General features: G+C 60.9%; 17 protein-coding genes. 7 read left to right on the top strand and 10 right to left on the bottom strand.

Going from position 1 to position 20,088, the window contains the following annotated elements:
* Positions 1-24 precede the first annotated feature (24 nt).
* Positions 25-2,679, bottom strand: a complete 2,655-nt coding sequence (gene gyrA, locus D8U60_RS10050; RefSeq protein WP_016770926.1) for a DNA gyrase subunit A — start codon at positions 2,677-2,679, stop codon at positions 25-27.
* Positions 2,680-3,102: 423 nt separating this feature from the next.
* Positions 3,103-4,179: an S-methyl-5-thioribose-1-phosphate isomerase gene (mtnA, locus tag D8U60_RS10045; RefSeq protein ID WP_122700173.1), complete on the bottom strand. Its 1,077-nt coding sequence runs from the start codon at positions 4,177-4,179 to the stop codon at positions 3,103-3,105.
* A 108-nt stretch (positions 4,180-4,287) separates the two neighbouring features.
* Between mtnA and D8U60_RS10040 the strand changes: the two genes are divergently transcribed.
* From D8U60_RS10040 to D8U60_RS10020, 5 genes are all read left to right on the top strand, one after another.
* Entirely contained in the window at positions 4,288-5,622 is a 1,335-nt protein-coding gene (locus D8U60_RS10040; protein ID WP_071173171.1) for a TRZ/ATZ family hydrolase, read from the top strand.
* A 58-nt stretch (positions 5,623-5,680) separates the two neighbouring features.
* The gene (gene ubiG, locus D8U60_RS10035) at positions 5,681-6,379 is read left to right on the top strand and encodes a bifunctional 2-polyprenyl-6-hydroxyphenol methylase/3-demethylubiquinol 3-O-methyltransferase UbiG (protein WP_130900025.1); all 699 of its coding nucleotides are present in this window, start codon (positions 5,681-5,683) and stop codon (positions 6,377-6,379) included.
* Between the two features lie 4 nt (positions 6,380-6,383).
* Positions 6,384-7,055 carry an N-acetylmuramic acid 6-phosphate phosphatase MupP gene (mupP, locus tag D8U60_RS10030; RefSeq protein ID WP_073472346.1) on the top strand — a complete coding sequence of 224 codons (672 nt, stop codon included), beginning with the start codon at positions 6,384-6,386 and terminating at the stop codon, positions 7,053-7,055.
* 102 nt (positions 7,056-7,157) lie between these two features.
* The gene (locus tag D8U60_RS10025; RefSeq protein ID WP_024013876.1) at positions 7,158-7,898 is read left to right on the top strand and encodes a YciK family oxidoreductase; all 741 of its coding nucleotides are present in this window, start codon (positions 7,158-7,160) and stop codon (positions 7,896-7,898) included.
* Between the two features lie 362 nt (positions 7,899-8,260).
* Complete coding sequence (locus tag D8U60_RS10020; RefSeq protein WP_130900024.1) at positions 8,261-9,187, top strand: GGDEF domain-containing protein; 927 nt, start codon at positions 8,261-8,263, stop codon at positions 9,185-9,187.
* Between the two features lie 41 nt (positions 9,188-9,228).
* Here the strand turns inward: D8U60_RS10020 and D8U60_RS10015 are convergent, their stop codons facing one another.
* From D8U60_RS10015 to D8U60_RS09985, 7 genes are all read right to left on the bottom strand, one after another.
* A complete protein-coding gene (locus D8U60_RS10015; protein ID WP_024013878.1) occupies positions 9,229-10,023 on the bottom strand; it encodes an iron-containing redox enzyme family protein in 795 nt (264 codons plus the stop codon).
* Between the two features lie 46 nt (positions 10,024-10,069).
* Positions 10,070-12,529: an EAL domain-containing protein gene (locus D8U60_RS10010; RefSeq protein WP_130900023.1), complete on the bottom strand. Its 2,460-nt coding sequence runs from the start codon at positions 12,527-12,529 to the stop codon at positions 10,070-10,072.
* A 137-nt stretch (positions 12,530-12,666) separates the two neighbouring features.
* Entirely contained in the window at positions 12,667-14,484 is a 1,818-nt protein-coding gene (locus D8U60_RS10005) for an ABC transporter ATP-binding protein (RefSeq protein WP_130900022.1), read from the bottom strand.
* Entirely contained in the window at positions 14,477-15,079 is a 603-nt protein-coding gene (locus tag D8U60_RS10000; RefSeq protein WP_177435457.1) for a DsbA family protein, read from the bottom strand. The genes D8U60_RS10005 and D8U60_RS10000 overlap by 8 nt, the downstream gene beginning before the upstream one ends.
* Positions 15,080-15,114: 35 nt before the next feature.
* Positions 15,115-16,056: a rhodanese-related sulfurtransferase gene (locus D8U60_RS09995; protein WP_130900020.1), complete on the bottom strand. Its 942-nt coding sequence runs from the start codon at positions 16,054-16,056 to the stop codon at positions 15,115-15,117.
* A 168-nt stretch (positions 16,057-16,224) separates the two neighbouring features.
* Positions 16,225-16,524 carry a BolA family protein gene (locus D8U60_RS09990; protein WP_041478259.1) on the bottom strand — a complete coding sequence of 100 codons (300 nt, stop codon included), beginning with the start codon at positions 16,522-16,524 and terminating at the stop codon, positions 16,225-16,227.
* Positions 16,525-16,536: 12 nt separating this feature from the next.
* Positions 16,537-17,052 carry a DUF2059 domain-containing protein gene (locus D8U60_RS09985; RefSeq protein ID WP_016770936.1) on the bottom strand — a complete coding sequence of 172 codons (516 nt, stop codon included), beginning with the start codon at positions 17,050-17,052 and terminating at the stop codon, positions 16,537-16,539.
* Between the two features lie 191 nt (positions 17,053-17,243).
* Between D8U60_RS09985 and D8U60_RS09980 the strand changes: the two genes are divergently transcribed.
* Positions 17,244-18,638 carry a class II fumarate hydratase gene (locus tag D8U60_RS09980; RefSeq protein WP_016770937.1) on the top strand — a complete coding sequence of 465 codons (1,395 nt, stop codon included), beginning with the start codon at positions 17,244-17,246 and terminating at the stop codon, positions 18,636-18,638.
* A gap of 85 nt (positions 18,639-18,723) precedes the next feature.
* Here the strand turns inward: D8U60_RS09980 and D8U60_RS09975 are convergent, their stop codons facing one another.
* Complete coding sequence (locus D8U60_RS09975) at positions 18,724-19,677, bottom strand: DMT family transporter (RefSeq protein WP_130900019.1); 954 nt, start codon at positions 19,675-19,677, stop codon at positions 18,724-18,726.
* 208 nt (positions 19,678-19,885) lie between these two features.
* On the opposite strand from D8U60_RS09975, the gene D8U60_RS09970 reads away from it, so the two are divergent.
* Complete coding sequence (locus D8U60_RS09970; protein ID WP_130900018.1) at positions 19,886-20,077, top strand: DUF6316 family protein; 192 nt, start codon at positions 19,886-19,888, stop codon at positions 20,075-20,077.
* Positions 20,078-20,088: the final 11 nt, after the last annotated feature.

Raw genomic sequence — 20,088 nt, 5'->3', positions numbered from 1 at the left:
TCATCCGCCCCCTCGTTTGTCCGCTTATTCCTGCGGTTCTTCGTCTGCTGCGGCGTCGAGTTGCTGGTCCTCACCTGCTTCGTCGATACCGACGCTGCCTGCGATTTCCTCGCCCTCTTCACCTTCGAGTTCTTCGCCTTCGATTTCCGAAGGCTCCTGAACCCGCTCCAGCCCGACCAGGGTTTCATCCTTGGCCAGCTTGATCAGCGTCACGCCCTGAGTGTTACGACCCAGGCTCGACACTTCGTCGACACGGGTACGCACCAGGGTGCCCTGATCGGAGATCAGCATGATTTCTTCGCCGTCGAGTACTTGTACCGCGCCGACCAGACGGCCGTTACGCTCGTTGCTGACCATGGCGATCACGCCCTGACCGCCACGCTTGTACTCAGGGAACTCGGTGATCGCGGTGCGCTTGCCATAACCACGCTCGGAAGCGGTGAGGATCTGGCTGCCTTCTTCCGGGATCAGCATGGAAATCAGCTTCTGCCCTTCCGGCAGACGCATGCCGCGCACGCCGCGAGCGGTACGGCCCATGGCACGCACGTCGGACTCTTTGAAACGGGTGACCTTGCCGCCATCGGAGAACAGCATCACTTCGCGCTCGCCATCGGTGATGGCTGCAGAGATCAGCACGTCGCCTTCGTCCAGCTCCAGCGCGATCAGACCGACGCTGCGCTGACGACTGAAGGATTCCAGCGGGGTCTTCTTCACGGTGCCGTTGGCGGTGGCCATGAAGATGTAGTGACCTTCGGTGTATTCCTCGACCGGCAGCATGGTGGTGATGTATTCACCGTCATCCAGCGGCAACAGGTTGACCAGCGGACGACCACGGGCCGCGCGGGATGCTTCCGGAATCTCGTAGGTCTTGAGCCAGTACACCTTGCCCTTGCTGGAGAACAGCAGCAGCGTGGTGTGGCTGTTGGCGACCAGCAGGTGAGCGATGTAGTCCTCATCCTTGACGCCGGTGGCCGATTTGCCTTTGCCGCCACGACGCTGAGCCTGGTACGCAGCCAGCGGCTGGGTCTTGGCGTAGCCACCGTGGGAGATGGTCACGACGCGCTCTTCTTCCGGGATCATGTCGCCCAGGGTCAGGTCGAGACGGGCATCGAGAATTTCGGTGCGGCGCACGTCGCCGTATTCGGCGCGGATCACTTCCAGCTCTTCGCGGATCACTTCCATCAGACGCACGGCGCTGTTGAGGATGCGGATCAGCTCGCCGATCTGGTTGAGGATCTCTTGATACTCGGCCAGCAGCTTCTCGTGCTCCAGACCGGTCAGACGGTGCAGGCGCAGTTCGAGAATGGCTTGGGCCTGTTCTGGCGAGAGGAAGTACTTGCCTTCACGCAGACCGTATTGCGGATCGAGGTTTTCCGGACGGCACGAATCGGCACCGGCACGCTCAACCATCGCCACCACAGCCGAAGATTCCCAAGGCGTGCTGATCAGCGCTTCCTTGGCTTCCGACGGTGTTGGCGAAGCCTTGATCAGGGCGATTACCGGATCGATGTTCGACAGCGCAACAGCCTGACCTTCGAGAATGTGCCCACGCTCGCGCGCCTTGCGCAATTCGAACACGGTACGGCGGGTGACCACTTCGCGACGGTGACGGACGAAGGCTTCCAGCAGATCCTTGAGGTTGAGGATGCGTGGGCGGCCGTCGATCAGCGCGACGATGTTGATACCGAACACCGATTGCAGCTGGGTCTGGGCGTAGAGGTTGTTGAGGATCACCTCCGGCACTTCGCCGCGACGCAGTTCGATCACGACACGCATACCGTCCTTGTCGGACTCGTCGCGCAGCTCGGTGATGCCTTCGAGCTTCTTCTCTTTGACCAGCTCGGCGATCTTCTCGATCAGACGCGCCTTGTTCAGCTGGTAAGGCAGTTCGGTGATGACGATCTGCTGACGGCCACCGACCTTGTCAATGTCTTCGATGATCGAGCGGGCACGCATGTAAATGCGCCCGCGACCGGTGCGGTAGGCTTCGATGATGCCGGCGCGACCGTTGATGATCGCAGCCGTCGGGAAGTCCGGACCGGGAATGTATTGCATCAGCTCATCGACGGTCAGCTCAGGGTTGTCGATGAGGGCCAGGCAACCGTCGATGACTTCACCGAGGTTGTGCGGCGGAATGTTGGTCGCCATGCCCACAGCGATACCGCTGGAACCGTTGACCAGCAGGTTCGGTACGCGGGTCGGCATGACTGCCGGGATCAGTTCGGTGCCGTCGTAGTTCGGCACCCAGTCCACGGTTTCCTTGTGCAGGTCAGCCAGCAGCTCGTGCGCCAGCTTGGTCATGCGCACTTCGGTGTATCGCATGGCCGCAGCGTTGTCGCCGTCGACCGAACCGAAGTTGCCCTGGCCGTCGACCAGCAGGTAGCGCAGGGAGAAAGGCTGGGCCATGCGAACGATGGTGTCGTACACGGCAGTGTCACCGTGCGGGTGATACTTACCGATCACGTCGCCGACGACACGGGCAGATTTCTTGTACGGCTTGTTGTAGTCGTTGCCCAGCTCGCTCATCGCGAACAGTACGCGACGGTGCACGGGCTTGAGGCCATCGCGCGCATCCGGCAGTGCACGGCCGACGATCACGCTCATTGCGTAGTCGAGGTAGGACTGTTTCAGCTCGTCTTCGATATTGACCGGGAGGATTTCTTTGGCCAGTTCGCCCATGAGAAGCCTGATTCCTTTTTCTGGTGAAACTTCGTCATATCCATGTGGGAGCAACGAAGCTCGTCGGGGCCGGCCGAGTGCCATGCGCCGACTTACGACAAATCAACATTGGATCGCGGATTTGCGCAGTAAAGACAGCTCCGTGGAGCCGCCTCGGAAAACGCCGGATGTTATCACAAAGGCCGCCACGCACCTATCCCCCAGATGCGCATGGAGCATAGTTAGTTGACCGATGACAGGCTTGAGGGGGACGACAGAAGCTCTGAGCTTCTTTGAATGTGAAATCTGGGGCAGATTTACAGTTGTTTATTGACATTCAGGCCCTCATCGCTGGCAAGCCAGCTCCCACAGGTTCAATGCCGGGCACAAAACCTGTGGGAGCTGGCTTGCCAGCGATGGGGCCCGCTCACACGCTAAAGACCTTCAATGCAGGCGCTTGCGACACATCAGCTGGGCCATTTTCGCGGTATCCGGGCGTTCGACGATGCCTTTTTCGGTGACGATCGCATCGATCAGATCCGCCGGGGTGACATCAAACACCGGGTTGAACGCTTCAACATTGGCACCGACGCGTTTACCGCCGACTTCCAGCAACTCGGCGCCATCACGCTCTTCAATCGGGATGTCATCGCCGCTGGCCAGATTCATGTCGATGGTCGAACTTGGTGCCACGACCATGAAGCGCACGCCGTGGTGCATGGCATTCACCGCTAATTGATAGGTGCCGATCTTGTTCGCCACGTCGCCATTGGCGGTGATGCGGTCAGCGCCGACGATCACCCAGGTCACGCCTTTGGTTTTCATGATGTGCGCGGCGGCGGAGTCGGCGTTCAGGGTCACCGGGATGCCTTCGTTGGCCAGTTCCCACGCGGTCAGGCGCGAGCCTTGCAGCCACGGCCGGGTTTCGTCGGCGTAAACACGCTCGACCATGCCTTCTATATAAGCAGCGCGGATCACCCCCAGCGCAGTACCGAACCCGCCGGTGGCCAGCGCGCCGGTATTGCAATGGGTCAGGATGGCTTGAGCGTTACCCTGATGCTTGCGAATCAGATCGACACCAAGCTGCGCCATGGTCAGGTTGGCCTCGCGGTCGCTTTGGTGAATGGCGATGGCCTCGGCTTCCAGCGCCGCCAGCGGATCGGCTTTGCTTTTCAAACGATCCAGGCGATCGTGCATGCGCCCCAGCGCCCAGAACAGATTGACCGCGGTCGGACGCGAATCGGCCAACAGCGCGAAATCCTCTTCCAGCGCCGCGTACCAGTCGCCGCCCTCGGCAATCCGCGCCCGCGCCGCGAGGACGATGCCATAAGCCGCACTGATGCCAATAGCCGGTGCGCCACGCACGACCATCGAGCGAATCGCCTCGGCCACGCCGGCGGCGCTGGTGTAGGCGATCCAGGTTTCCTCGAACGGCAAAATACGCTGATCCAGCAGGTGCAGCGCGCCATCACGCCAATCGATGGCCTTTACTTTCTCCGCAGCCAACAGTCGATCGCGCATCCCACACCCCGCACTCATGAACAAAAGCCGCCGATTATAGCGATCCCCCCGCGAAGACGCTCGGGTATACTTCGCCATCCTTTACAAAAGCACTGGAACCGACCCTCGATGCCGAAACCTGCCATTGCGCTCGACCTGTTATTGCTGCCGACCTGGCTGGTCCCCGTCGAACCGGCAGGCGTGGTGCTCAAGGAGCACGGCCTGGGCATCCGTGACGGTTGCATCGTGTTTATCGGCCCGCGCGCCGAAGCGTTGAAGTGTAACGCGACAGAAATCCGTGAATTGCCGGATGTTCTGTTGGCGCCGGGACTGATCAATGCCCACGGCCACGCGGCGATGACGCTGTTCCGTGGCCTGGCTGACGATCTGCCGTTGATGACCTGGCTGGAAAATCATATCTGGCCGGCCGAGGGTAAATGGGTCGATGAGGACTTCGTCCGCGACGGCACCGATCTGGCCATCGCCGAGCAGATCAAGGGCGGCATCACCTGCTTCTCTGACATGTATTTCTTCCCGAAAGTCGCCAGCGAGCGCGTACACAACAGCGGCATCCGCGCGCAGATCGCCATTCCGATCCTCGATTTCCCGATCCCCGGCGCCAGCAGTGCCGACGAAGCCATTCGTCAGGGCGTCGAATTGTTCGGCGATCTCAAGCATCACGAACGCATCAAGATTACTTTCGGCCCGCATGCACCCTACACCGTCGGTGATGAGAACCTGGAAAAAATCAGGGTGATCGCCGAGGAGCTGGACGCCTCGATCCACATGCATGTGCATGAAACCGCATTCGAAGTGCAGCAGGCTGTCGAGCAAACCGGCGAACGGCCACTGGCGCGCCTGGGTCGCCTTGGCCTGCTCGGCCCGCGCTTCCAGGCGGTGCACATGACCCAGATCAGCGATGACGACCTCGCGCTGCTGGTAGAAAGCAACAGCAGCGTGATCCACTGCCCGGAATCCAACCTCAAACTGGCCAGCGGCTTCTGCCCGGTCGAACGTTTGTGGCAGGCTGGGGTGAACGTTGCCGTCGGCACCGATGGCGCGGCGAGCAACAATGATCTCGACCTGCTCGGCGAAACCCGCACCGCCGCCCTGCTGGCCAAAGCCGTCGCCGGCTCCGCCACTGCGCTGGACGCCCATCGCGCCTTGCGCATGGCCACCCTTAATGGGGCGCGCGCATTGGGGATCGAGGCGCAGGTCGGCTCGCTGGAGATCGGCAAAGCCGCAGACATCGTCGCTTTCGACCTGTCCGGTCTGGCGCAGCAACCGGTGTATGACCCGGTGTCGCAGCTGATTTATGCCACCGGGCGTGATTGCGTGAAACACCTGTGGGTCGCCGGCAAGCAACTGCTCGACGACCGGCGCCTGACCCGCATGGACGAACAACAGCTGGGCGCGACCGCCCGCCACTGGGGCCAGCGCATCAGCGGCCACACCGAATCGTAAACACCGCGGCGCTATATCCGCGGCTACAGCCCTTTTCAGGTTTTTCGAGGAATTGAACATGAGCAACGTCGACCACGCCGAAATCGCCAAATTCGAGGCCCTGGCCCATCGCTGGTGGGACCGCGAGAGCGAATTCAAACCGCTGCACGACATCAACCCGCTGCGGGTCAACTGGATTGACGAACGCGTCAGCCTGGCCGGCAAGAAAGTCCTCGACGTCGGCTGCGGCGGCGGCATCCTCAGCGAAGCCATGGCTCAGCGCGGCGCCACCGTGATGGGCATCGACATGGGCGAAGCGCCGCTGGCGGTCGCACAACTGCATCAGCTGGAATCCGGGGTCAGCGTCGAATACCGCCAGATCACCGCCGAAGCCCTCGCCGACGAGATGCCCGAGCAGTTCGACGTGGTCACCTGCCTGGAAATGCTCGAGCACGTGCCGGATCCATCCTCGGTAATCCGCGCCTGTTTCCGCATGGTCAAGCCGGGCGGCCAGGTGTTCTTCTCCACCATCAACCGCAACCCGAAGGCGTACCTGTTCGCCATCGTCGGCGCCGAATACATCATGAAGCTGTTGCCGCGCGGCACCCACGACTTCAAGAAATTCATCCGCCCGTCCGAGCTCGGTGCGTGGAGCCGCATGGCTGGCCTGACCGTCAAGGACATCATCGGCCTGACCTACAACCCGCTGACCAAGCACTACAAGCTGGCCAACGACGTTGACGTCAACTACATGATCCAGACCCTGCGCGAGGAATAAGCCGATGGCCATCAGAGCGGTACTTTTCGACATGGACGGCACCCTGCTCGACACCGCGCCGGACTTCATCGCCATCTGCCAGGCGATGCGCGCCGATCGCGGTTTGCCGCCGATCAACGACAAGCACATCCGCGACGAGATTTCCGGCGGGGCCAAGGCCATGGTTGCGGTGACATTTTCGATGGATCCGGAATCGCCGGGCTTCGAGGAACTGCGCCAGGAGTTTCTCGAGCGCTATCTGGTCGGTTGCGCAGTGCACAGTAAACTGTTCGACGGCATGGGCGAACTGCTCGCCGATATCGAAAAGGCCAACCTGATCTGGGGCGTGGTCACCAACAAACCGGTGCGCTTCGCCGAGCCGATCATGCAGCGCCTGGGGCTGGCCGAGCGTTCGGCGCTGCTGATCTGCCCGGATCATGTGAAGAACAGCAAGCCGGATCCGGAGCCGCTGATCCTCGCCTGCAAGATGCTTGATCTGGATCCGTCGACCGTGCTGTTTATCGGCGATGATCTGCGCGATATCGAATCGGGCCGCGATGCCGGGACCAAAACCGCTGCGGTGACTTACGGCTACATCCACCCGGACGACAATCCACGGCACTGGGGCGCGGACGTGGTGGTGGATCACCCGCTGGAGTTGCGCAAGGTACTCGACAGCGCGCTGTGCAGCTGCTGACCAAAATCAAAAGATCGCAGCCTTCGGCAGCTCCTACAGGAGAATGCATACCCATGTAGGAGCTGCCGAAGGCTGCGATCTTTTAAGGACTATGAGGTTTTTATGTTTGATTACACCGCTCGCCCTGAATTGCTCAAGGATCGGGTCATTCTGGTCACCGGTGCCGGCCGTGGCATTGGCGCGGCTGCGGCGAAAACCTATGCCGCCCACGGTGCCACCGTGCTGCTGCTGGGCAAGACCGAAGCCAATCTGACCGAGGTCTACGACGAAATCGAAGCAGCCGGCCACCCGCAACCGGCGGTGATCCCGTTCAACCTCGAGACCGCCCTGCCCCATCAATATGATGAGCTGGCAGCGATGATCGAAACCGAGTTCGGCCACCTCGATGGCCTGCTGCACAACGCTTCGATCATCGGCCCGCGCACGCCGATCGAACAACTCTCCGGCGAAAACTTCATGCGTGTCATGCAGGTCAACGTCAACGCGATGTTCATGCTGACCAGCACCCTGCTGCCGCTGCTCAAGCTCTCGCAAGATGCTTCGGTGGTGTTCACCTCGAGTAGCGTCGGGCGCAAGGGTCGCGCGTACTGGGGCGCTTACGGCGTGTCGAAATTTGCCACCGAAGGCCTGATGCAAACCCTGGCCGATGAAGTGGAGGGCGTTGCGCCGGTACGCTCCAACAGCATCAACCCGGGCGGTACGCGCACCAGCATGCGCGCGCAGGCTTATCCGGGGGAAAATCCGCTGAACAACCCGACACCGGAAGAGATCATGCCGGTGTATCTGTACCTGATGGGCCCGGACAGCGCGGGCGTCAATGGCCAGGCTTTCAACGCCCAATAACGCCATACGTCGCATTTGTTGCCGCGGCAGAATGCTGTCGCGGCAAGCCCTTGCCGCTCATAACCATCACAAAGCCGCCAATAACCCAGCGCGGCGGCCCGGCATCTGTCAGCAAGTCATTGATTCGAAAAGCTTTAATTTAAATCGAACCGAATGGCACGGGTTTCGCTCTAAATTCCCTCAAAACATGCCGTGTGATGGCCATGGGGCAGACGCCGATTTCGATAGCTGACTGATCGTCTTGCGGCAGACTAAACTTACGCCAAACGTCCTACGGGACTGATGGATCAGTACGACGCGCAGCCCATAGCCGCTCTCACCCAGCCTGTAAGACAGACTTACTGCTTAGGGGCTCACGCCATATGAAATCTCCTTCCCAGACCCATGCAATTGACTTCGACAGTGCCAAATTGCAGCGCCTGGGCTTCGGTCAACTACCGGCGCTGATCGAGCGCCCGACCAGCCTGGCGCAATTGCGTCAGCAAATGAGCCTGCAACTGCAAACCAGCCTGGAGCCACAGCGCATCCTTGGCCTGTTCTTTCGCGAAATCCAACGCCTGGTGCCGCTGGACGCCCTGAGCTATGTGCATCAGGCCAGTGACTTGCGCCTGGAGTTTGGCGCGCGCGGCCACCATTCGGTCAGCTACACCCTGAGCCATGAAGGCGAGCACATGGGCGAGCTGGTCTTCCGCCGCAATCAGCGTTTCAACGACAAGGAACAGGGCGACCTCGAGTCGCTGCTGTCCTGCCTGCTGTACCCGATGCGCAACGCCCTGCTCTATCGCGCCGCAACGCAAAGTGCCTTGCGCGACTCGTTGACCGGTGCCGGCAATCGGGTAGCCATGGAGCAGACCTTGCAGCGCGAGATCGACATGTCGCGCCGCCATGCGCAACCGCTGTCGGTGCTGATGCTCGACATCGACCACTTCAAACGGGTCAACGATGACCACGGGCATGGCGCCGGTGATGAGGTGCTCAGAGCCATTGCCGCGTCGATCAAGGCGCAACTGCGCAACGTCGACATGGTGTTCCGTTATGGCGGCGAAGAGTTTCTGATCCTGCTGTCCAACACCGGCCGCGAAGCGGCAGCGATGGTCGGCGAGCGTTTGCGCCAGGCGACGCAGTCGGGGGAATACTTTGCCGATGGCCAGTTGATCGAGATCACCGTGAGTCTGGGATGCTCGACGTTACTGCCGGGGGAGTCGGCGGACAGCTTGCTGCGCCGCGCCGACAGTGCGCTCTATGTCGCAAAGCGCGAGGGGCGGAATCGGCTGGCGATGGCCGGCTAAAAATCATTGTGGGAGCGAGCCTGCTCGCTCCCACAGTTCGATCAGCTTTCGGTTACGGTCCGGCGCTCGCGGTTGACCAGCAAGCGCTCCGAAGTCTCCAACTGCATGCACCGCTCCAGAAAGAGGTACATGTAGTCATAACTCTTGCAGATCGCCTGCCGTAGCTCGGCCTGCAACGCCTTGCTCGGGTTCATGCCGGCCAGGGTGCAGATGATTTCCAGCGCTTCCCACGGATGGGCATCGTCGTACTGGGCATGCATCTTCAACCACTTCATCGCGCGCTTGCGGTCCTCTTCCGGGAACGCCGCGGCGTAGACCCCGGTCGAGCAGACCACCGCTGACCACTCCCCGGTCGCGCCCTCGATCGCATAGTTGGTCGCGGCAATCGCCACGATCAGCGAATCCGCCGAGCTGGTGTGCCAGCACCAGTGACTCAGCGCGTGCAGCTCCGGCGGCACTTGCTGGGCCTGGAGATCTTCGAGGCTGACGCCATGGGCGCGGCTCCAGTGCATCCAGTAGTCGGCATGGTTGAGTTCGACGCGGATGTTGCGCATCAGCCAGCGCCGCGCCATGTCTTCGCCGGGATGGCGGGCGAAGCGGGTCTTGGTCAGGTTCTGCGCCATGTACAAGGCAAATTGCTCGACCACCGGCCAGCCACCGATGAGGTACTGGCGCATGGTTTTCGCGCTGAGTCTGTTGTCGCGCATGCGCTGATAAAGTTCATGTTCGACAACCCGGCGCTTGCTCTCGCTGCAATCCTTGATGAGCTGTTGCGCCCAGGCAGGATAACTTGCAGCTTCCATGAGGGGTCCGGTTCGGTTGAATGTGTCGATCACTGTTCGGCTCCTTTTGAGTTGTGATGGCAAGGATCGGCGAGAGACTTCAACGGAACGTGCCAGGCGCTTTGAACAACAACGGCTGCGGTCTGGCAGGGCGACTTTGCAAACTGTCACAGGTAAATAACTGCGGGCGCTCGATGACATACCCCTGAGCGTAATCCACACCTATTTCAAGCAATGCCTGTTCGATCTGGTTAGTTTCAACAAACTCGGCAATTGTCTGCTTACCCATAACATGGCCAATGTGATTGATCACTTCGACCATTGCCCGATTAATCGGGTCGTCCAGCATATCCTTAACGAAACTCCCGTCGATCTTCAGGAAGTCTACAGGCAAATGTTTCAAGTAAGCGAATGAAGACATTCCGGCACAAAAGTCATCCAGAGAAAAGTGACAGCCTAAGCCTTTGAGTTCATTGATAAAACGAATTGCACTGCCAAGATTAGCGATTGCACTGGTTTCAGTAATTTCAAAACAAATCATTTCAGGCGGTATAGCGTAGTTAACGAACTGTTCCCGCAGGAAGTGCAAAAACGCGTCATCTCCTATAGTAATGCCTGACAGATTAATCGCACACATTGCCAAAGGAAGTTCATGTTCCTGTTCAATACACTGGGCAATAACCTTGAAAACATTTTCAACTACCCAGCGATCTAACTGGGTCATCAAACCATATCGCTCCGCTGCCGGAATAAAACTGTCAGGCAAAATCATCCGCCCGGATTCATCATGCAAACGCAGGAGGATTTCGATGTGTCCGGCCTGGCCGGGTTGCGGCTTGAGCGGTGCGATCTGCTGGGCATAAAGGCAGAAGCGGTTTTCTTCCAGCGCCATATGCAGGCGCTGCACCCAGGCCATTTCACCGAAGCGCATGGAGAGTTCGGAGTCGTCCGCATGATAGACCTGCACGCGGTTGCGGCCTTTTTCCTTGGCCATGTAGCAAGCCATGTCCGCCGCGCGCAGGGAGGCTTCAAGGGTGGTCGGATTCTGCGCCACATGCACCAGGCCGATACTGACGGTGGTCAGGAAGGGCCGCCCCTTCCAGACAAAATGCAGGTTCTGCACGGTCTGGCGCAGGCTTTCGGCAATTTTCTCGGCGATGTCCGGCGGGCAGTTCTCGAGCAAAATCCCGAATTCATCGCCGCCCAGTCGCGCCAGGGTATCGCCCTCGCGCAAGTCTGATTGCAACAGCGTGCAGATGTGCCGCAGCAACTCATCGCCCGCCGCGTGACCGCAGGTGTCGTTGACCAGTTTGAACTGGTCGAGATCGAGGAACATCAGTGCGTGCCGCCCGGGCTGGCGCGTCAGTTTGTGCAAGGCCTGTTCGAGGCGATATTCGAATTCGCGGCGGTTGGCCAGCCCGGTCAGCGCATCGTGAGTCGCCTGCCAGGACAGATTGGCGATGTATTGCCGCTCCTGAGTCATGTCGTGCAGCACCAGCACCGTGCCGCTGACATTCCCGGCATTGCGGATCGGCGCGCCGACCAGTGTCACCGACAGGGTGCTGCCGTCCAGACGCTGGATCAGCTTGGAATGTTCGCTGCCGCCGCTGAGCTGGCCGCTGAGAATGTGCTCGATCAACGTCAGGCCTTCGGTCTGGGCGTTATCGTCGAGAAGGTTGAACAGCGCCGACAACGGCAGCCCTGCCGCCTGCTCGGCCTTCCAGTGCGTCATGGCCTCGGCGGCCGGGTTCATGTAATCGATCGCGCCGTTGACGTCGGTGGTGATCACGCCATCGCCAATCGACTGCAGCGTGATATGCGCGCGATCCTTTTCCAGTTGCAGCGCCTGGGCGAACTCATGGCGCTGCTTGAGCAGTTTGTGCGTGCGCCACAGCGCCAGCGCGATCAGACCCAGCGCGGTGGCCAGGTTGGTGAACAGCAGCAGGCGCATGATCACCCGCGAGCCTTCGCCCAAGGCATCGCTGAAAGCCCTGGCCGCTGGGGTGACTGCATCGTTGATGGCGAAGATCTGTAACTTCCAGCGCTGCACATCGCCGGGACTGGCCTGGTTCTGCGCAATGCCTTGGTGCATCTCCTGCGCGACTTCGTGCAGTCGGTCGAGATAGGCATCGCCAATCGTCCAGCGATCGATCGCGGTTTCCAGATAACTGTAGTGGCGGAAATTGAGGTATAGCCAGATGACGCTGGAGACATCGTCTGGATGATTGCCACCCTTGAGTATGCCTTCGCGCGCCGCTTGCAGATCCGGCGGCTGACGATCCAGTGCCAGGCGCAGTTGGTGCCCGCCCTGGGGCACGGCGATCGCCGTCAGGTACTTGTTATAGATCGCCTCGTCACGACTGTCGGCGTAGAGGTTGAGGTAATAGATGGCGTCTTTCTGGCCCTTGGACCACAGGCTTTCGCCAGCGACGTAGCCACGCACGGCCGAAAGCACGTAAAGGCTCACGCCCCCCAGTAATGCCTGGAACACCACGACAGCAATAAAGGGCCAGACGATACCCAACAACCGTGGTGTTCCCAGAGTCTGCTTTTGCTTCATGAGAGTCCTTGCATGAGCGCTGCCCGCTCGCCTTCCGGGCGAATTCGCTATGACGAGACTAGGTGGGGTTCTCGTTCAAGGCAAGGCGCGGCATTACACCGCGCGCAGAACCTCTGACAGGTCGGCGAGGGTTTCGATCAGTGCTGTTGCAAGTTGCCGTAGAGCTTGGCGTACAGACCGCCGTCCGCGATCAGTTGGCGATGGTCGCCGTCCTCGGCGATCTGCCCGCCGTCGAACACCAGCACGCGGTCCGCCTGTTTCACCGCCGACAGGCGATGGGCAATGATCAGCGTGGTGCGGCCATGGAGAAATTTCGCCATCGCCTGGTGCAGGTTGTACTCGGTGGCGGCATCGAGGGCCGAGGTGGCTTCGTCGAGAATCACCACTTTCGGCTCGGCGAGAATCATCCGCGCAATGGCCAGACGCTGGCGCTGACCGCCGGACAAACGCACGCCGGAACGCCCGACGATGCTGTCGAGGCCGTTGGGCAGCGCGCGAATGGTCGCGGCCATTTGCGCAATTTCCAGCGCCTGCCAGCAGGCTTCGTCGCTGCGCATGCGGCCCATGGTCAGGTTGGCGCGCACGCTGTCGTTGAACAGCGCCGGATGCTGCAGCACCACCGCGACGTTCTCGCGCACCGTCTCCAGACCGATCTCCTGCTGGGTCGACCCGCCAAAGCGAATGGTCCCGGCCGCTGGCGTGTACAGGCCCAACAGCAATTGCACCAAGGTGCTTTTGCCGCCGCCGCTGGCGCCGACGATCGCGACTTTTTCGCCGGGCAGGATCGACAGGTTCATCTGATCCAGCACCAACTCGTCGCCATAACCGAAACTCAGGCCTTGCACCTCGATGCCGACGGTGTCGCGCCCCTTGAACGGATCGATGCCGCCGGGATACTGCGGCTCGTCGGCACGCGCCAGCAGTTCATTGATCCGCGTCAGCGCACCGCCCGCCGCGTAGTAGGCGTATTGCAGATTGAGCAACTGTTCGACCGGGCCGATCATGAACCACAAGTAGCTGAACACCGCGAGCATCTGCCCGATCGACAGGTCGGAAAACAGCACGGTGAGCATCGCCGCCGCGCGAAAGATGTCGATGCCGAACTGGAACAGCAAACCACTGGCGCGGTTCGAGGCGTCGGTTTTCCACTGCGAGTTGACTGCGTAGTTGCGCACCTCCTGCGCGCGCAAACCGAGGCGCCCGAGGAAATAGCCCTGACGATTGCCCGCGCGCACTTCCTGAATCGCATCGAGGGTTTCGCTCAGCGCCTGAGTGAAGCGTGAGGTGCTGTCGTTCTCCAGCTTCTTCAGATGCTTGACGCGCTTGCCCAGCTGCACCGTGGCGTAGATCACCAACGGGTTGAACAGCAGGATCAGCAGCGCCAGCTTCCAGTGCATCCACATCAGGATGCTGGCGGTGCCGACCAGGGTCAGCATCGCGACGAGGAAGCGGCTGAGGGTTTCGCCGACGAATTTGTCGAGGGTATCCAGATCGGTGACCAGGTGCGTGGTCACCGTGCCGCTGCCGAGGCTTTCGTATTCGCCGAGGGAAATGCGCTTGAGCCGCTCGATCAGGCGCACGCGAATGCGGTAGACGATGTCCTTGGCCAGGCGCGCGAACAATCGCGACTGCAACACGCCAAAACACAGGGCGCTGCAACGCAAGGTCAGGGTCACCACCAGCATCAGACCGATATAACCCGCCGCCTGCTGCCACATGCTCGGCAGAAAGTGGTTCATGACTTTCAGCGCGGCATCGCCGTGGCCGAGCAGCACTTCGTCGACCAGCAATGGCAGCAGCAATGGGATCGGCACGCTGCACAGCGTCGCCAGCACGGCTACGCCGTTGGCGATCCACAGGGATTTCTTGTGATGCAGTGCCAGACGCCGGACTTCAGCCCAGCTCAGCCGGTCGACACGCTCTACGGCTGGCGTGTCATCGGCGCGGTCAGACACAGGCCGCGCGCTCCAGCCAGCGGCCGAGCAACGGCGACAGCTCGCTGAGCGGTTGATAGCCGTTGGTCAGCAGCGCCAGTTGCCCGTTGCGCTCGGCCAGCAGGGTCGGAAAACCGGCGATGCCCAGATCCTGGACCCAGGTGAAATCGGCCTGGGTGGCCTTGTGCTGATCGGCATGATCGAACAACGCCGCGAATTCGATACGCGGCACACCGGCCTGCTCCGCCAGTTCGACCAGCACGCTGGCCTGAGTGACATCGCGACCTTCGGCGTAGAACGCCCGCTGGATCATCCCGACCAATGTCCACGCGCAATCCGGCGCCAGACTGCGCGCGGTGACAATCGCGCGACAGGCGGGCTCAGTGTCGTAGACGAAACCGTCGGGTAGCGCGCCATCGAACTTGAACGGCTGGCCGGTGGCCTCGGTGACCGCTTGCCAGTGCTCAAGGATGTAGCGACGCGTGGTCGGCTCCAGCGCCGAACCGCTGCCGGTGCGCAGACCGCCGACCACCAGATGCAGCTCGACCCCGGCTGCCTGCGCCTGCTCGACCAGTGCCTTGGCCACCGGAGCAAACCCCCAGCACCATGAACACATCGGATCCATCACATAGAGCAGGCGCGCAGACATGGTTAAGCCTCGGAAGATGCTTGCTTATAGTTGTAGCCGATCGGGTGCGGCTGGTTGCGCGCCTTGGCCAGTTCGATCTGCTTTTGCCGATCGATGGCGCTGCGCCGGGTTTTCTCGCTGAGCTTGTCCCAGCAGTGCGGGCAACTGATGCCGGCGACGTAGTGCTCGGAGGCGCGATCTTCAACGCTGACCGGCGTGCGGCAGGCATGACATTGATCGTAGTCGCCTTCCGTCAGGTCGTGACGCACGGTGACGCGGTTGTCGAAGACGAAGCAGTCGCCGCGCCACTTGGTTTCTTCCTGCGGCACCTCTTCGAGGTACTTCAGGATGCCGCCCTTGAGGTGGTAAACCTCTTCGAAACCTTCACCGAGCATGTAGCTCGAGGCTTTCTCGCAGCGGATGCCGCCGGTGCAGAACATCGCGACCTTCTTGTGCACGGCCGGGTCGAAGTGTTCTTTGATGTAGTCGGGAAACTCGCGAAAACTGGTGGTTTTCGGATCGATGGCGCCTTCGAAGGTGCCGATCGACACTTCGTAATCGTTGCGCGTGTCGATCAGCAGCACTTGCGGGTCGCTGATCAGCGCGTTCCAGTCCTGCGGCTCGACGTAAGTGCCGACATTCTTGTTCGGGTCAACGCCTTCGACGCCAAGGGTGACGATCTCTTTCTTCAGCTTGACCTTGGTGCGATAGAAAGGCTGCTCATCGCAGTACGATTCCTTGTGGTCGATGTCGACCATGCGTGGATCGTTCTTGAGCCAGGCGAGCAGGCCGTCGATGCCTTCGCGGCTGCCGGAAACCGTGCCGTTGATGCCTTCTTCGGCGATCAGCAGAGTGCCTTTGATGCCGTTGTCGACCATCGCTTGCAGCAGAGGCTCGCGCAGGTCAACGTAATCTTCGAGGGTGACGAACTTGTACAGTGCCGCCACGACAATCGGTTGTGTCATGGGTATTTCTCCAGGTGGCTACCCTCGCAAAGGGTGAACCGGATTCAAAAAAAACGCGCCGGCTAAGCGGCGCGTCGGGATTCTAGCAAAAAAGCAGCTACAAGCTCCAAGCTTAAAGCGGCAAGCCAAAACTCATCCGCCTTTAACTTGCAGCTTGCCGCTTGAAGCTTACCGCTGATCCCCTCCTGCACAGGTCGGCGACGCCGGGGCGCCGTCGATCTCTGCCCATTCCTGCGGTGTGTAGGTGTGCAGCGCCAACGCATGGAACTCGCCCATCAGCTCGCCGAGCGTGCCGTAGACTTTCTGGTGGCGCTTGACCCGGTTCAGGCCTTCGAACTGCGCGCTGACCACCACCGCTTTGTAGTGGGTCTGTGACCCGCGACTGTGCATGTGGCTTTCGTCCAGCACTTGCAGGTGCTCAGGCTGCAACAGGGCCAGCGTCGATTCGATGCGTTGTTGCATGGTCATCACGAACTCCGCTTACTTCTTCTTGGCTGGCGCCGCGGCCGGGGTCAGCTCTTTGGTCATGTCGTCGAGCAGCTTGTTGACCACAGGCACCGCGCTTTCCAGTTTGCCCTGGGTCATCTGCGCCGACTGCTGGGTCAGCTGCGGCATTTTTTCCAGGACCTTTTTGCCCAGTGGCGACTGGTAGAAGGCAACCAGATCTTTCAGCTCGGATTCGCTGAAGTTGCTGGTGTAGAGCTTGACCATGTCGGGCTTGAGCTTGTTCCAGCCGATGGCCTGGTCCAGCGCAGCGTTGGCCTTGGCCTGGTAGGTTTCGAGCACGGCTTTCTTCGACTCAGGGGCTTTGGTCTGTTCAAAGCGCTGGGCGAACATTTGCTGCACTTGCATGTACACCGGGGTACCCAGCTTGTCAGCGTGAGCCAGCGTCAGGAAAGCTTCGGCACTGGCGTTGTGGCTGGCGGTATCGGCAAGCACCTGGCCGCTGGCGCAAACCAGTGCAACCGCGGTACAGATGGCGCGAAGACGAGTCATCGAGTTTCCTTTAAGCAAAGCGAGGTCGAACCCCAAGGGCGACCATTCTGCGCCTAACAATCGCTGTGGCTCAACCCCCGGCCCTTGCCGCGCTTGATTGGCGGGGTTTTGCGGTCAACAATCGAGCCGATGGAACCACCCGGGCCGATGCCGGCCTAAATTGCGCCAACAGACCAACAGGAGTGTGCACGATGAGCCGTATCGAAACCGACAGCCTGGGCCAGATCGAGGTCCCGGACGACGCTTACTGGGGTGCTCAGACGCAACGCTCGCTGATCAACTTCGCCATCGGTCAGGAACGCATGCCGCTACCGGTACTGCACGCCCTGGCGCTGATCAAGAAAGCCGCCGCACGGGTCAACGACCGCAACGGCGACCTGCCCGCCGACATCGCCCGCCTGATCGAACAGGCCGCCGATGAAGTGCTCGCCGGCGAGCATGACGAGCAGTTCCCGCTGGTGGTCTGGCAGACCGGCAGCGGTACCCAGAGCAACATGAACGTCAACGAAGTGATCGCCGGTCGCGCCAACGAACTGGCCGGCAACCCGCGCGGCGGCAAGTCGCCGGTGCATCCGAACGATCACGTCAATCGCTCGCAAAGTTCCAACGACTGCTTCCCCACTGCCATGAGCATCGCCACCGCCAAAGCGGTGCAGGAACAACTGCTGCCGGCGATTGCCGAGCTGTCCGGCGGCCTTGCCGAACTGGCGGCGCGGCACATGAAACTGGTGAAGACCGGGCGCACGCACATGATGGACGCGACGCCGATCACCTTCGGCCAGGAACTGTCCGGCTTCATCGCGCAACTGGATTACGCCGAGCGCGCGATTCGTGCCGCGCTGCCGGCAGTCTGCGAACTGGCTCAGGGCGGCACCGCCGTTGGTACCGGTTTGAATTCACCACACGGTTTCGGTGAGGCGATTGCCGCCGAACTCGCAGCACTGTCCGGTCTGCCGTTCGTCACCGCGCCGAACAAGTTCGCCGCGCTGGCCGGTCATGAACCGTTGGTAACGCTGTCCGGCGCGCTGAAAACCCTCGCCGTGGCCTTGATGAAGATCGCCAACGACCTGCGTCTGCTGGGCTCAGGTCCTCGCGCAGGTTTCGCTGAAGTGAAGCTGCCGGCCAACGAACCCGGCAGCTCGATCATGCCCGGCAAGGTCAACCCGACCCAGTGCGAAGCGCTGTCGATGCTCGCCTGTCAGGTGCTCGGCAATGACGTGGCGATCGGTTTTGCCGCCAGTCAGGGGCACTTGCAGCTGAACGTGTTCAAACCGGTGATCATCCATAACCTGCTGCAATCGATCCGTCTGCTTGGTGATGGCTGCAGCAACTTCCAGCAGCACTGCATTGCCGGGCTCGAACCGGATGCCGAGGTCATGGCCAAGCATCTGGAACGGGGGCTTATGCTGGTGACCGCGCTGAACCCGCACATCGGTTATGACAAGTCGGCGGAGATCGCCAAGAAGGCTTACAGCGAAGGGCTGACTTTGCGTGAGGCGGCGTTGCAGTTGGGTTATCTGACGGATGAAGAGTTCGATGCCTGGGTGCGGCCGGAGAACATGATCGAGGCTGGCGCCAAGGGCTAAAGCAAAAGATCGCAGCCTTCGGCAGCTCCTACAGGGAAACGCATTCCAATTGTAGGAGCTGCCGCAGGCTGCGATCTTTTGATCTTCAGGCCATGCGCATCCGCCGCGCCCTGAGCCCGGCAATCAACGATGGCCCCAACGCCACCAGCGCCGAACCCAGCACCACCAGCACCGCCCCGCCATAGCCCAGCGCATTGATCTGCTCGGCATGCACGTAGTCCGGCCAGATCCGCGCCGCAATCGCCACCGCCACAAACGTCACCAGCGGCGTGATTGCCAATGTTGCGCTGACCCGCGATGCTTCCCAGTGCGCCAGCGCTTCGGCGAATGCGCCGTAGGCGATCAAGGTGTTCATGCAGCACGCCAGCAACAGCCAGCCCTGCAACGGGCTCAGGTTCAGCGCTTCAAGCGGATGTACCCACGGCGTCAGCAACAGCGCGCAGAACAGGTAGATCACCATCATCACCTGCAACGAATTCCACACCGTGAGCAATTGCTTCTGACCCAGCGCATAGAAGGTCCAGACCGTCGACGCCAGCAGCACCAAGAGCACGCCGGCGGTGTAGTCGGACAGCGAGGTCAGCAGCTCGGCCAGACGCTGATTGAAGAACAGACCAAAGCCGACCAGCAACACCAGCAAGCCGATGCCCTGGCCGATGCTGAAGCGCTCCTTGAAGACGAACAGGCTGGCGATCAGCAGCATGATCGGCCCCATTTGCACCACCAATTGCGCGGTGCCGGGGCTGAGCAGGTTGAGGCCCATCAGGTACAACACGTAATTGCCGACCAGCCCCAGCACCGCCATCAGCACCAGCCAGCCACCCTTGGGCCCGAGCACCTTGCGACTCGGCAGGCGTTTGACCGAAGCCAGATAGATGAACAGGCAACCGCCGGAAACCATCAGGCGAAACCAGGTCACCGTGACCGGGTCCATCACCTGCAATACCTGTTTGAGCTTGATCGGCAGGATGCCCCACAGAAACGCGGTCAGCAGCGCCAGGAACAGTCCGTACACCCAGCGCCCCGATGAAATGTGCATGCGAACCCCAAAAGCCTGCTGACAAGAGCACTCATTCTAGGCGTCCGGCTGCGCACAACACAGGGACAGTTGCCGGCAGGCCGCGAATGAAACTGTGCAGGTCGCAGCAGTAAACCGGCGCGCCGCCGTTGATCGGCCGGGCATGCGCGCCAAGTGCTTCAGGCATAAGCTGATTGCAGACTTTTCAACGCATATCAGGGAGACCGACATGTACGCCATGCGCGCCGAGGACTGCGCCCCCGCCACCCGTTTTCGCAGCGACCGCGTGTGTCGGGTCAATGGCGAGCTGTATTTCAGCACCCGGGAAAATACCCTTGAAGGGCCGTTTGACGGTCAGGTGATTGAGCGGGAGATTCAGGCTTATATAGCGCGGATGCAGCGGCAGGGTTCCAAGGGCTAACCGTGTTGATC

It is taken from the genome of Pseudomonas sp. Sample_11, from assembly GCF_004307505.1.
GTDB classification, from domain to species: domain Bacteria; phylum Pseudomonadota; class Gammaproteobacteria; order Pseudomonadales; family Pseudomonadaceae; genus Aquipseudomonas; species Aquipseudomonas atacamensis.
This window is presented reverse-complemented; position numbering and strand designations above follow the sequence as displayed.